The sequence below is a fragment of the Clostridiaceae bacterium genome, from assembly GCA_012840395.1.
Lineage (GTDB): Bacteria > Bacillota > Clostridia > Acetivibrionales > DULL01 > DULL01.
The window spans coordinates 22926-37027 of record DULL01000030.1; the positions used below are offsets into that span (position 1 = coordinate 22926).

At 34.6% G+C, this 14102-nt stretch carries 11 protein-coding genes; 5 read left to right on the top strand and 6 right to left on the bottom strand.

Going from position 1 to position 14102, the window contains the following annotated elements; translation table 11 throughout:
• Nucleotides 1-5 precede the first annotated feature (5 nt).
• The 5 genes from GXX20_03775 to GXX20_03795 all read left to right on the top strand — a co-directional run bounded on the left by GXX20_03775 (nucleotide 6) and on the right by GXX20_03795 (nucleotide 6110).
• Nucleotides 6-1298 (top strand): replication-associated recombination protein A, encoded by a 1293-nt coding sequence (locus GXX20_03775; GenBank protein HHW30782.1) that lies wholly within the window; start codon nucleotides 6-8, stop codon nucleotides 1296-1298.
• Nucleotides 1299-1572: 274 nt separating this feature from the next.
• Nucleotides 1573-2742 carry a cysteine desulfurase NifS gene (gene nifS / locus GXX20_03780; GenBank protein ID HHW30783.1) on the top strand — a complete coding sequence of 390 codons (1170 nt, stop codon included), beginning with the start codon at nucleotides 1573-1575 and terminating at the stop codon, nucleotides 2740-2742.
• Nucleotides 2743-2758: 16 nt separating this feature from the next.
• Nucleotides 2759-3199 carry a Fe-S cluster assembly scaffold protein NifU gene (nifU, locus tag GXX20_03785; protein HHW30784.1) on the top strand — a complete coding sequence of 147 codons (441 nt, stop codon included), beginning with the start codon at nucleotides 2759-2761 and terminating at the stop codon, nucleotides 3197-3199.
• A 58-nt stretch (nucleotides 3200-3257) separates the two neighbouring features.
• Nucleotides 3258-4349 (top strand): tRNA 2-thiouridine(34) synthase MnmA, encoded by a 1092-nt coding sequence (mnmA, locus tag GXX20_03790; protein ID HHW30785.1) that lies wholly within the window; start codon nucleotides 3258-3260, stop codon nucleotides 4347-4349.
• Nucleotides 4350-4880: 531 nt separating this feature from the next.
• Nucleotides 4881-6110, top strand: a complete 1230-nt coding sequence (locus GXX20_03795; GenBank protein HHW30786.1) for a glycosyltransferase — start codon at nucleotides 4881-4883, stop codon at nucleotides 6108-6110.
• Between the two features lie 77 nt (nucleotides 6111-6187).
• Here the strand turns inward: GXX20_03795 and GXX20_03800 are convergent, their stop codons facing one another.
• From GXX20_03800 to smc, 6 genes are all read right to left on the bottom strand, one after another.
• The gene (locus GXX20_03800) at nucleotides 6188-6670 is read right to left on the bottom strand and encodes a spore coat protein (protein ID HHW30787.1); all 483 of its coding nucleotides are present in this window, start codon (nucleotides 6668-6670) and stop codon (nucleotides 6188-6190) included.
• A 124-nt stretch (nucleotides 6671-6794) separates the two neighbouring features.
• The gene (locus tag GXX20_03805) at nucleotides 6795-7601 is read right to left on the bottom strand and encodes a histidinol-phosphatase HisJ family protein (protein HHW30788.1); all 807 of its coding nucleotides are present in this window, start codon (nucleotides 7599-7601) and stop codon (nucleotides 6795-6797) included.
• Nucleotides 7602-7748: 147 nt separating this feature from the next.
• Complete coding sequence (locus GXX20_03810; protein ID HHW30789.1) at nucleotides 7749-8960, bottom strand: LCP family protein; 1212 nt, start codon at nucleotides 8958-8960, stop codon at nucleotides 7749-7751.
• 140 nt (nucleotides 8961-9100) lie between these two features.
• The gene (locus GXX20_03815; GenBank protein ID HHW30790.1) at nucleotides 9101-10093 is read right to left on the bottom strand and encodes a tyrosine recombinase XerC; all 993 of its coding nucleotides are present in this window, start codon (nucleotides 10091-10093) and stop codon (nucleotides 9101-9103) included.
• A 279-nt stretch (nucleotides 10094-10372) separates the two neighbouring features.
• Entirely contained in the window at nucleotides 10373-11281 is a 909-nt protein-coding gene (gene ftsY / locus GXX20_03820; protein HHW30791.1) for a signal recognition particle-docking protein FtsY, read from the bottom strand.
• Nucleotides 11282-11305: 24 nt separating this feature from the next.
• The coding region (gene smc, locus GXX20_03825) for a chromosome segregation protein SMC (protein ID HHW30792.1) at nucleotides 11306-14102 on the bottom strand (2797 nt) is incomplete at its 5' end.

Here is a 14102-nt window from a genome sequence, read left to right on the forward strand (position 1 = left end):
TGGCAATGATTAAAAGTAATGAGCCCCTGGCATATAGAATGTGCCCCAGAACTTTAGAGGAGTTTGTGGGACAGGAGGAAATAGTCGGCAAAGGAAAATTATTATACAGAATGATCAAAGCTGACAGAATCTCTTCTATAATACTCTATGGCCCTCCAGGTACCGGAAAAACCTCTCTTGCCAGGATAATTGCTTCCACCACCAAAACAAATTTTGAAAAGCTAAATGCAGTTACATCAGGAGTAGCAGACATTAAGAGAGTTATAGCCGATACACTGAATCCCATGCTGAACCCATCCGGAAGAACTGTTCTTTTTATAGATGAGATTCACAGATTTAATAAAGCTCAGCAGGATGCCTTATTGCCATATGTGGAAGATGGTACTATCGTATTAATAGGTGCTACCACTGAAAATCCCTTTTTTGAAGTTAATAAAGCTTTGATTTCAAGATCTTCGGTCTTTATGCTAAAGCCACTGAAAAAAGAGGATATACTTAAGGTGCTTAAAAATGCTTTGAAAGACGAAGAAAGAGGATATGGAAAATATGATATTACTATAGAAGAAGCAGCATTGGAAAAAATTGCTGAACTTTCAAACGGTGATGCAAGAATAGGGCTTAATGCTCTAGAGCTGGCAGTTATAACTACAGATCCAGGTAAAGACGGCTCCATATTTATAGATGTAGACACTGTTTTGGAATGTATACAAAAAAGGCCTATCAACTTTGATAAAACAGGTGACGCCCACTATGACAACATAAGTGCCTTTATTAAATCTATGAGAGGAAGTGATCCTGACGCGGCAGTATTCTATCTTGCCAGAGCTCTTTATGGAGGAGAAGATCCTGAATTTCTGGCACGCAGGATAATAATTTGTGCATCCGAGGATGTGGGTATGGCGAATCCAAATGCATTGCTGGTGGCAGTTGCGGCAGCAGAAGCTGTCAGGATGATAGGGATGCCTGAAGCCAGGATTATATTGTCTCATGCTGCAATAATGGTGGCTACAAGCCCTAAATCAAATGCATGCTATACTGCAATTGACAATGCATTATCAGACATAGCCACCAAAAGAACCGGAGAAGTTCCAATGCATCTTAGAAATCCTGTAACACCTGAAATGAAGGAACTAGGCTATGGAAAAGGTTATAAGTATGCCCATGATTATCCTGGAAATATTACAGAACAGGACTATTTACCGGAAGAAATAAGAGGTACAATATATTATAAGCCTACTGAAAATGGATTTGAAGGCAGGATAAAAGAATGGCTTGATAAGCGGAGAAAACAGAAATGAAAAAACGTATACTGGCTTGGGTATTATTAATAGGATTTGTATTGTTGATTATCAACTTGTTGACCTTCAGGTTATATTTGGAAGTCAGTCTGATTATTTATACTATTGTAGCTTTGACATTTGTTTTTTTAAATATGGGCAATAAAACTTAAATTTATTTGAATCTATTAATTCAAACATTTATTTAATTAAATGTTTGAATGTTTAATTAGCTGATATTTAGGGAAATAAATAAATTAATAGTAATGCTTTTTTAAAGCTGGGAGGAATATACATGGAAAAAAGATTTATATATATGGATCATTCAGCTACTACTGCTTTAAAACCGGAAGTATTGGAAGCAATGATGCCATACCTAACTACTAAATATGGCAATCCTTCTACTGTGTATTCAATCGGAAGGGAAAGCAAAATGGCCGTTGAGGAAGCCAGAGAAAAAGTTGCAAAAGCATTAGGTGCTCAACCAAAGGAAATATTTTTCACTGGCTCAGGAACAGAAGCAGACAACTGGGCAGTCAAGGGTATAGCATTTGCCAACAAGGATAAAGGAAAGCATATCATTACAACTGCTATAGAACATCATGCAGTTTTGCATACATGCCAATATCTTGAGAAAAATGGCTTTGAAGTGACTTATCTTCCTGTTGACGAATATGGACAGGTATCACCGGAACAGGTTGAAAAAGCAATAAGACCGGATACCATCCTGGTTTCAATAATGTTTGCCAACAATGAAATCGGCACAATCCAACCTATTGCAGAAATAGGTAAAATTACAAGAGAAAAAAATGTTTACTTCCACACTGACGCGGTGCAAGCAGTGGGCAATCTGGAAGTTGACGTAGAAGCTCTGAATGTTGATATGTTGTCCCTTTCTGCTCATAAATTCTATGGTCCAAAAGGTATAGGAGCTTTATATATAAGGAGAGGTACAAAAATCGGATCCTTTATGCATGGTGGAGCTCAAGAGAGGGGAAAAAGGGCAAGTACTGAAAATGTTGCAGGTATAGTAGGCCTTGGTAAAGCAATAGAAATCGCAACAAGCAACATGAAGGAGTATAATAAGAAGCTTATTGAATTAAGGGATAGAACAATAGATGAGATAATGAAGAGAGTTCCTTTCGTCCGACTGAACGGACACAGGACCAGCAGGCTCCCGGGCAATGTAAACTTTTCATTTGAATATATTGAAGGAGAGTCATTACTTTTAATGCTGGACATGAAGGGTATTGCTGCATCCAGTGGATCGGCATGCACATCTGGTTCTCTTGATCCTTCACATGTGTTGCTGGCTATTGGACTTCCCCATGAAATTGCCCATGGTTCTCTAAGATTAACATTCGGTGAAGAAAATACCCAGGAAGATGTTGACTACTTATTGGAAGTATTGCCTCCAATAGTTGAGAAACTAAGAAAGATGTCTCCGCTATATGAAATAATTTAATGAAGGAGGGGGAAAAATGTATAGCGAAAAAGTAATGGACCATTTTATGAATCCCAGAAATGTTGGAGAAATAGAAAATGCAGATGGAGTAGGCCAGGTTGGAAACCCTAAATGCGGCGATATAATGAAAATGTACTTGAAAATAGAAGATAATATTATAAAAGATGCAAAGTTTAAGACCTTTGGTTGTGGAGCCGCAATTGCCACAAGCAGTATGGCTACTGAATTGATTAAAGGAAAAACCATAGATGAAGCTTTAAAGATTACAAATAAAACAGTGGCAGACGCTTTGGATGGATTGCCACCTATAAAAATGCACTGCTCTAATCTGGCTGAAGAAGCCATAAGGGCAGCTATAAATGATTATAAAGCAAAAAAAGGTATCCCTGTTGAAGATGATGGTTTTGCCTGCAGCAGAAGATGTGATGACATCCATCATCATACTACTGATGAATAGATCTGAATAGATTGATTAATGTGTAGAGGTAAATAATCATAGGAATGGCGGTTATAGGATGGCAAAAGGGAAAGTTATGGTAGCAATGAGCGGTGGCGTGGACAGTTCTGTCGCAGCCGCTCTATTGCTTGAACAAGGATATGAGGTAATCGGTGTAACCATGCAAATATGGCAGGATTCCGGCATGGCAAACAGAATTGAAGGAGGATGCTGTTCCTTATCTGCTGTTGATGATGCCAGAAGGGTTGCCAATAAGCTTGGTATACCATATTATGTTTTAAACATGAAAGACATATTTGCTGATAAAGTTATTAATTACTTTATCGATGAGTATTTTCAGGGCAGAACACCTAATCCTTGCATTTCATGTAACAGGTATGTGAAATTCGACGCCTTATTGAGAAAAGCTGTTGCTATGGGCATGGATAAGGTGGCTACAGGTCATTACGCCAGAATTAAATATGATTCCGGCAGAGGCAGATATTTACTAAAAAAATCAGTTACAGAAAAAAAAGACCAGAGCTATGCATTGTATAACTTAACTCAGTATCAACTTGAGAGGATATTGACTCCGGTAGGGGACTACACTAAGGAAGAAATAAGAAAAATCGCAGAAAACATTGGCATTAGCGTTGCTCATAAACCTGACAGCCAGGAAATCTGCTTTGTTGAGGACAACAACTATGGAAGGTTCATATCAGAAAGCTGTCCAGGCAAAGTCAAACCTGGTAACTTTGTTGATAAAGATGGTAATGTGCTCGGAAGGCATAAGGGAATAATCTATTATACAATAGGTCAGAGAAAAGGCTTAGGAATAACCTTTGGAAAGCCAATGTATGTTATAGATATTGATGCTGAAAAAAATGAGGTGGTTCTGGGAGATGAAACCCAGGTTTTTTCAGACAGCTTGGTTGCCAATGATTTAAATTTTATTTCAATTGAAAAGCTGGATAAAGAAATGAAGGTAACTGCTAAAACACGATATACAGCAAAAGAAGCAGATGCAACCATTTTCCCTATGGAGAATGGTGAAGTGAAAGTAGTGTTTGATTCTCCTCAAAGAGCCATCACACCTGGTCAGTCTGTAGTGTTCTATGATGGTGATATTGTTGTAGGCGGAGGCACAATAGTCAGGACACCGGCGAAATAGCGGTGGTAGATTTTGAAAATATAGGATAGATAAGGTGGTTGTTTTACTAATTTAATATCTAGTCTAATATCTAGTTTAATGTATAGTATTGTTGAAAGAATTTGTAATGTGGTTATATATATGATAGCCTTGATAGAGAGAAATTTTATCAAGGCTTTTTCATTAAGTAAGACAATATAATTATACTGTATGGGCAAAAATGACTCCAGCGCAACAATGATCAATTTCGTTCAACCCAATAATATATGAGTATAACAACAGTAATATGCTTATACAAGCTACAACTTACATCTACTGTTCTTGAAAACTAGCAGAGACGAAACAAATTGTTTCTATAAATAGTTATAACAGAATACGGACGGATTTCTTTCACTGGGATATTCTCCAAGAGAAGTTCCATATAATGTTTCAGATAATATAACACCAAGCAGGAAAATTTTCAGATTCATCTAATATATTTTTATTAGATGAGAAATAAAATCAAACAAGGAAGTGTTTTATCCAGGCAATTATACACTTGGATTGGGAAAGATGGTTATTGTACTTGTCGCAAATAACTTTCATGCTGACGGAGATATATCTGACTTTTCAGTGAAGGATTTTGCAGAAAAGCTGTCAAACAGGGGGCATAAGATTCGAATTATTACGTATGATGATGAGCTAACAGGCCAAAAGAATCGGGAAAACAGTTATGAAATATTCCATGTATTAAAACTGAAGCTTCCTCTTGCCAGTTTGTTTTGCAGAAGAGAATATAAATTGTCTGCTATGAATATTAATAAGGCTTTATCCGGAGCAAATGTTGTACATATCTGCCAGCCTTCGATTCTTGGAAAAAAAGTATATAAAGCAGCTAAACGGTCAGCTATTCCTGCTGTTGCCGGATTTTACAATGAGCCTGAAAATATAATACGCTGGCTTTTTTACCGGAATTTTTCACATATTCATTGTCTATCTAAATCTGTCGCTGCACAGCTTCGCGCACATGGATACAAAGCATGGCTTCATGTCATATCAAATGAACAAGATTCTCCGGAAAATAGCGTGAGAAGAATGGAAATCATGTATTCATCTTTATCCGGAAAACGAGATAAGAACGAATATGCCAAGGGCTTATTGTTCAAATTGTTTTCCCGATTATTCTATACATGTTTTGCCATACCTCTTATGAAATTTTGGATGCATGTTGTCCTGGGAGCCAGAATCCGAGGAAAAGAGAATCTTAAAGGACTACGCAGTGCAGTAACGGTTTGTAATCATGTGCATTTTCTGGACAGTGTTATGGTGGCTCTGGCGCTTTTTCCGAGGAAAGCCACTTTCCCAACCTTTACAAAAAATATAAAGTCTCTTTGGCCGGGGAAAATAGTACGAATACTTGGAGGTGTGCCTATCCCGGAAAATATCAGTGAAGTAAAAACATTCTTTAACGAAATGGAATTTCTATTAAGAAAAAATCATATAGTGCATTTATTTCCTGAAGGGATAGTGAGGCCATATGATACCTGTTTGCGGAGTTTTAAGAAAGGAGCTTTTTATTTGGCTGCTCAAGCCCGTGTTCCAATTGTCCCAATGATAATCACTTTTGAACCGCCCAAAAGAGTATATAGATTGATACGAAAAAAACCAGTAATGACCCTTCATGTAGGGAAACCTATTGAACCTGTTGATACTGAGCCTCGAGAAGATGCACAGCACCGCATGAAAGTAATATACAAGCGAATGAACAGCTTTGCAAAAAGAAACATTGAACAAATGCCATAAAAAAACAGCCACTCCTTCTTAGCTTAATTAACTGTGCTAAGAAGGAGCTGTAAACTAACCATATTCACATAATGGGCTTACTGAACGTTATATAAGCCTTTACTTTTCATATAGTTGAAAATACCTTCTCCATGTTGCTGTTCTTCTTTTTGGATATGGTTCAGGACCTGCCTTATATTAGTATCTGTAAATTCAAAGATGGCAGTATTGTACGCACTTGATACATACTTTTCAGCCATTAACATATCTGAGCAAAGAGCAGCATCATTTTGGTTATTCATGCCTGACTGTGCTTGGGTTTGCTGATATTGCTGGTTCTGCTGATTCTGTTGATTCTGCTTACCTTGCTGTTGTGCCATATTCGGGACCTGACCACTTAATATTTGATTAATTGTGTTATAATGCTCCTGTTCCTGTTTTGCATAGTTTTTAAATAACTGCTTTAATTGTGGGTCCTGAGTTTGATTTGCATAATTGTTATATTTTTGTATACATATCTCTTCATGGCTTTTTTGATCTTCTAAAAGCATTCTTTCTTTTTGGCTTAGTTGTACTGCCAAAGCAATCACCTCCTTGTGATATTTTGCTACAATTCCATGGACTTATTCATTAATTAATTAACAGGAACATTTTATAATTCATGCTCTATGGAAAAATAATCACACTGAGGTATAATTTTCAAACTTAAAGACGTGTAAACACCGGCTTTCTGTTTTCGTAATGGGCAACATACTTAAAGCCGGAATCAAGCAGGAGTTTGCTGAAATCCTCAAATTTGTAGCCTATATGCTCTTCGCTATGAGAATCAGAACCTAAAGTGATAATTTCACCACCTAATTCTTTATAACGCAGCAATATATTTTTATCATATACAGGTACTGGCTTTCCATCATTTCTGTTTAAATAAGATCTGGTGTTTATCTCAAAACCTTTTCCGTCACTTACTATTTTTTTCAGAATAGCATCAAACAAATCGCTATAATCAGCATATTTCAACGACCTGTCATAATAATTGGCCTTCCTTATTATAAAATCGAAATGACCAACAATATCATAATTAGAATAGTTATTTATCATAAATAAAATTAATTCCAGGTACCGGGAATATATCTTATTTTTAGGCAAATTATCATAAAAACCTTTTTCATATGGGTCCTTGCCATCTACTACATGTATTGAAGCAATAATAAGATCGAATTCATATTTATTAACTGTCTCCAAAGTTTTATTTATAACATGTGGTTGAATTCCAACTTCAATACCCTTAATTATTTTAAGTCCTGGTTCATATTGATTCTTAAGTAAATCCATATATTTCATATATTTGTCAAAATCAATTACTGATACATCTTCATATCCAGGAAAGTCATAGTCCAGATGATCAGTAAAAGCTATCCCGTTTAACCCTTTTTTTAAAGCGGTTTCACAAGCTTTATATAAGTCCATGTCACTGTCAAAAGAAAGAAATGAATGCATATGATTGTCAAACATTTCAATTAATCCTCCATATTATTCTTATAAAGCCTTTATCTGAAATTAGAAAAATAATAATAAATTAAATTAGCAATATCAGTTATTATTTAATCAGTTATTATTTATATAGTGTTAATTAATAAAATACTGTTAATTAACAAAATATTAAGGTAGGGGAATAGGGGAGCCTTCGATTGAAGTTTCGCTGTTAGAAGGATTATCTTTTGTTACATCAACTACAGCATTGGTTTCACTGTCCGTATCATCATTGGTTTCCCCGTTGTTTTCCACAACCTTATCATTTTCTGAATTACCGAATGGAGTTGAATTTGGCGAAGTTGATGGTTGGGCATTATTCTTTTGAGGCACTTGATTTCCTGAAGACTGATTATTTTTATTGTTTTTATTAGTCTTGTTTTCAAGATTGTTATAACTAATATCTGAAATAAAGTTCTCAGATATTATTTTTTCAGTCTCTTCTGCATTATGAATATAGTACCATACTCCATCAATTACTTTAGATTCGCCAGGTAATGTAAAAAAGCTGACATTATCCAGACTAAAGTTGGTAATACCTCTGGTAAGATTAAAAACTTCCGTTAGTGTTATATTAGTCTCCAGATTATCATATACCACGTTAATAATTTCATTTAGTTTTGGAAGGTAAATAATATTTGCCTTTTGCCTTATAACTTCTTTTATAAAATTTTGCTGAGCCTCAATCCTTTTTAGATCTGAGCCGTCATAGTATTTAAGCATTTCCTCGGAATAAGAGCCGTTAGGGTGTCTGAACCTTAAAAATTGTTCAGCTTTTTCTCCATCCAGGATCTGCTGGCCTTTTTTCAAATGAATATGAAGATTCTGCAGAGGATCATCATAGTCCATATCAACCGGAACATAGTAATCTATTCCTCCAAGCAAATCTATAATCTGCCTGAAGGTAGATATGTTCAAATAAACGTAATAACTTACCTTTACATTTAGAAGCTCAGAAACAGTGTCCATAAGCAGTTTGGGCCCATTTTTTCTGGCAAATATCCCGTTAATTTTAGGTATGCTCATACCGCTGACGTTAACTCGTGTATCCCTTGGTAAAGACATAATGCTTAATTTTGTTTTTGAGGGATCATAATTAACAAGAAGTATAGTATCTGTATTTGCTTCTGATTTATCGCCAACGAGAACTAAAAAATTTATAGGGTCTTTTCCAAAAACAAAAGGCTTAAGAAGGCTACCCCACATATTATCATCTGAAATTGAATGGTAAACCTCGGAAGAACTTATACTATTTATATAAAAAAGTATATACGCCCCAAATATAAATAAAATTATAGAAACAATCATACTTACAGTAAAATAATATTTTCGTAAAATCATTTTTTCCTCACAGTCTATAATTTACAGTATTCTAATTAAGTCTTTACATATTATAATTAAATAAAATCAGCATGTAAATATCAAAATCAACCTGTAACCAATACTTAACAGGAATGTTAATCAATTTTTAATACTTTTAATTATTTATTATCATTATCTTTATAAATAGATACATCAGACAGGGGATTGCTGTCTACAGCTTTTTTTAACTGCTGGTTATTTACATGTGTATATATTTCTGTTGTAGAAACACTTTCATGGCCAAGGATTTCCTGCAGGGACCTTATATCTACATTTCCGTATCTGTACATTAGGGTGGCGGCAGTGTGCCTCAGCTTATGGGTGGAATACTTTTCCGGATCAAGTCCTGAAGCAGCTATATATTTTTTTACAATATGCTGGACAGTTTTTTTACTAATCCTTTGTTTTCTTTTACTGAGGAATAGAGCGTTTCTGTCCTTGACACCATCAACCGGGCGTACCTTAAGGTAGTTCTCCAGTGCGATTTTGCACGCATTATTCAGGTATATAGTACGTTCTTTTCCACCTTTACCAATAACTGTTAGTGTATCTTTTTTAATTTTATTAAGATCAATTCCTGTTAATTCAGATAATCTTAAACCGCAATTTAAAAACAAGGTAATAATTGCATAATCTCGTTCACGGTGTTCGCCATCTATTGAATAAAGCAGCTTTTTGCTTTCTTCGATATTTAAATATTTAGGTAATCTCTTTAGAATTTTCGGAGATTCAAGCTCACTGGCAGGATTATACTTAAGCAAACCGGCTTTGTTACATAAATAGTTGAAAAAAGATTTCAAGGAAGCAACTTTACGGGCTCTGGCACTGGCACTGTTGTTACGTTCACGGCTTAAATAAGACATAAAAGCGTAAAGGTCGCTTAAAGTAATAGACTCAAGTAATTTAGCATCAACATCTGCAATAGAAATTTTATCAAAATCATCTTGATTATCTAATTTAACAAGATTTTTATGAACTTTTATAAAACGCAAAAAAGTCCTTAAATCATAAAAATATTCATTAACGGTATTTTTTGATTTGCCTTTGATTGTTTCCATATAACTTAGAAAATCAGATAATATTAATGGTTTTTCGTCCATAATAGTATTCATAGTATACCCCTTGCCGAATGATACTCCCTATTATACAAAATTATTATTTTGTCTAATTGAATCTTTTTTTGATTTCCCTTTTATTATAGCATAAAAATATTTTGTAAACAGAAATCTGTTTGAAGCTAAAATTAATATAAAAATAACAACTCCCTATACAAAACTCTGTTATAAAATCTTGATGTTAAGGAGTTGTTTTTACTTTTAATGTGTCATTCCATATTAATATTTGTCTTAAAATATCTATATAAAGTGTATTTGTAATTTTAATAATATTATTTACTCAAATAACGCTTCAACGAATTCTCTTGCATTGAATTCCTGCAAATCATCAATTTTTTCTCCAACACCTATTAACTTCACAGGAATATCCAGTTCTGATTTTACCGCAATAACTATGCCGCCTTTTGCAGTTCCATCAAGCTTTGTAAGGACAATACCCGTAATATCTGCAGTTTCGTTGAAAGTTTTAGCCTGTGATATGGCATTCTGGCCTGTAGTTGCATCAAGAACCAATAAAGTTTCACAACTAGCTTCAGGCAGCTCTCTGCGAATTACCCTTGCTACCTTTTGCAGCTCATCCATCAGATTCTTCTTGGTGTGAAGCCTTCCTGCAGTGTCACATATAAGAACATCGGCTTTACGTGCTTTTGCAGCCTGAATAGCATCATATATTACAGCCGCAGGGTCTGATCCTGCAGACTGTTTTATCAGATCAACTCCCACACGGTTGGCCCAGATTTCCAGTTGTTCAATTGCTGCAGCCCTGAAAGTATCACCAGCAGCCAGAATTACTTTTTTGCCTTGCTGTTTGAGCTGACTAGCTATTTTGCCTATGGAAGTTGTTTTTCCAACTCCGTTAACACCTATCACTGTAATAACTGAAGGAGTTGTGCTTAAATTAAGGCTTGTATTCCCATCACCCAATATATCAATTAATTTTTCTTTTAACAAGGTTTTTACCTTCATGGGATCTGTAATTTTATCTTCTTTAACTTTATTTTTTAGCCATGATATTATATTTTGCGTAGCCTTTGTCCCTACATCTGAAATAATTAATATCTCTTCTAATTCATCAAACAGATCCTCATCAATTTTACCAAAAGAAACTAAAACCTGATCGATTTTTTCGGTAACGCTTTTTTTAGTTTTTAGTAATCCCTCTTTAAGCCTGCTAAAAAAACTCATTCAATATCCTCCCTTGGTTGAATTTCATCCTGCTTTGCTATCATTTATATTATCATTAATTTTTATGGATACAACCTTAGAAATTCCATGCTCCTCCATTGTAACCCCATAGAGCCTGTCAGAGCCTTCCATGGTCCCTTTTCTGTGTGTAATCATTATAAATTGTGTCTGCCCTGAAAGCAACTTAAGGTACTCTAAAAACCTATATACATTTGCTTCATCAAGAGCTGCTTCAATCTCATCTAAAACACAGAAAGGAACCGGCCGTAACCGCAAAATAGCAAATAATAATGCAATAGCGGTAAATGCTCTTTCCCCCCCTGACAACAACATAAGGTTTTGTAATCTTTTTCCAGGAGGCTGGGCTTCTATTTCTATTCCTGACTCAAGTACATTATCCTCATCAGAAAGGATCAGGCGCGCCCTCCCTCCTCCAAACAACTGCTTAAATACTTCATTGAAGTTATCATTAATAATTTTAAATTGTTCAGTAAATTGTTTCTTCATTATAGCAGTCATTTCATATATTACACGGTTTAATTTATTTATTGCATTCTCCATATCAATACACTGAGCTACCATGAACTCATAACGTTCTTTTGTTTTTATATAGTCTTCTATTGACGACAAGTTAACAGGACCTAATTCTTTAATTTGAGTTCTGTACATGTTTATTGCTTTCTGGGCCTGTGAAATGGAACCAATGTCTTTTTTCATGGTTAACGCATTATTATAGGTTATTTCATATTCATCCCACATACGGGTTTGGATTGCCTCAATCTCCATTTCGGTCTTTGACCTTTTTAATTCAATCCTTCCAAGCTCTTCTTGCAATAAAATCAGGTTTTTATTAGCGTCATTAATCTTTTCAGACATTTCCTGTAATTCTTCTTCCAGTTCTTTTTTTACTCCAATAAGTCTTTCAATCTGAAAATTCCGTCCTGTTTTTTCTTCCTGATAATTTTTCATCTGCAGCTTGAGTCCTTCAATAGTCTGCTTAATACTTTCAATCTCTTCGGCATTTCTGCTCTTCTCAGCCATTTTATGATTATAGCTGTTTGTTAAAGCCTCTTTTTCTGATAATAACCTGCTTATTGTCTCATTGATATTATTTATGCTTTCTGAAATTGAATTTAATTTTATTTTATAATTTGTAATACTATTTGAGAGTTCATCACGTAAAGATTGCTCTTCTTTATGTTTATCCTGATGCTCTTCAATTACTTTTTTAATGTCATTTATTTCCTGTTCTATTATTCTTAAATCTTCTGAATATTTCTCCAATTCCTCTGAAGCCTTTTTCTCTTGCTGTATAAGTTCATTTTTCTCATTAATCAGCATTTCAATTCTGGAAGAAATTCTCTCAATATTGTCTTTAACCTGAGACAAATGGCTTTCATCTCTTACAAGTGCCAGTTGGCAGTTCTTAATATTATTTTCAATTTTTATTAATTTTTCTTTATTCTCTTTAATTTCATTTATTATGGCTGAAATATTACCTTCAAGAGCTAATTCTTTCTTATGAAGTTTTTCCATATTTTCTTGCAACTCTTCAATTTCCCTGTTTCTGCTTAAAATTCCAACTCCTTTATTCTCTACGCTACCTCCGGTCATAGACCCTGATGTACTTATAATATCACCTTCAAGAGTAACAATTTTAAAACTGTTTTTAAAATCTCTTGAAATAGCAATACCAGTATCGAGATTATCAACTACAACAACTTTTCCCAGCAGACTAAGCATAATTCCCTTATACTCTCTTGAATAGGTTATCAAATCCGAAGCAATTCCGCAAAAACCTTTATAATTCGTCAACCTGGATAATATATTTTCTGCCATATAGCTACCTTTTACAGAAGTAATAGGTAAAAATGTTGCTCTACCCATTTTGGTTTCCTTTAACTTTTCAATAGCCTTTTTGGCATCCTCCTCACTAGTAGTAACTATATTTTGAAGAGCTCCTCCCAAGGCCATTTCAATCGCAATTTCATATTTTTTGTCGACCTTTAGCAGTTGTGCTAAAGCGCCATGAATACCTTGCCCAAAGTCCGGTGATTTCTTGCAGAACTGTAGTACTGCCCGAACACTTTTGTTATAGCCTTCAAGATTTTTCTCCATTTCATTAAGTAGCTTATATCTGGAGGACTTTACCTGAATTTCAGATTTTACTGCATTTTGTAGTTTTCTATATTCATCTAATTCTGAGTCTAATTCATCTTTTTTTCTTAAAATTACTTCCATATCGGATTTTAAAGACTTTAGTTCTTCTGCTGATTTAAATACTGTATTGGTAAGCTCATTATATTTTTGGGTCTGTTCATCTTTGTCTAATGTAAGCTGCTTTATTTCATTATCTACCGAATTATGATTCTTATTAATATTGCTTATAAAAGAATTGAAACTATTAATCTGCAGCTTTTTGTCAGACAAAGCATTCATTTTATCAATCAGGGTTGATTTATAGGACTCAATAAACTTTTCACTTTCTCCAAGAAGTAGTTGCTGGGCTTTCATTTGCTCTTCATATTCAGCAAGCTCCCTTGAGCATTTTTCATGTTCTTGATATAATTCATTAAGCTTGTCCTTCTTATGTAATATTTCCCTGGAAATTCCATATGATTTTGTATTTATTTCCTTTATTTCTTTTTCAATACGTTCAATATTGTTTAATAAATTCTGAATTTTCTCTTCATTTAGTTTAATTTCAGAAAGGCAACGTTCCAGGCTGTTTTCCAGATTAAAAAACTCATTTCTGGTTTTCTCCAGATTTTCTTCTGCCTTCTTAATGAGTTCATTTTTTTGCCTGCTGTTTCTTGTAAAG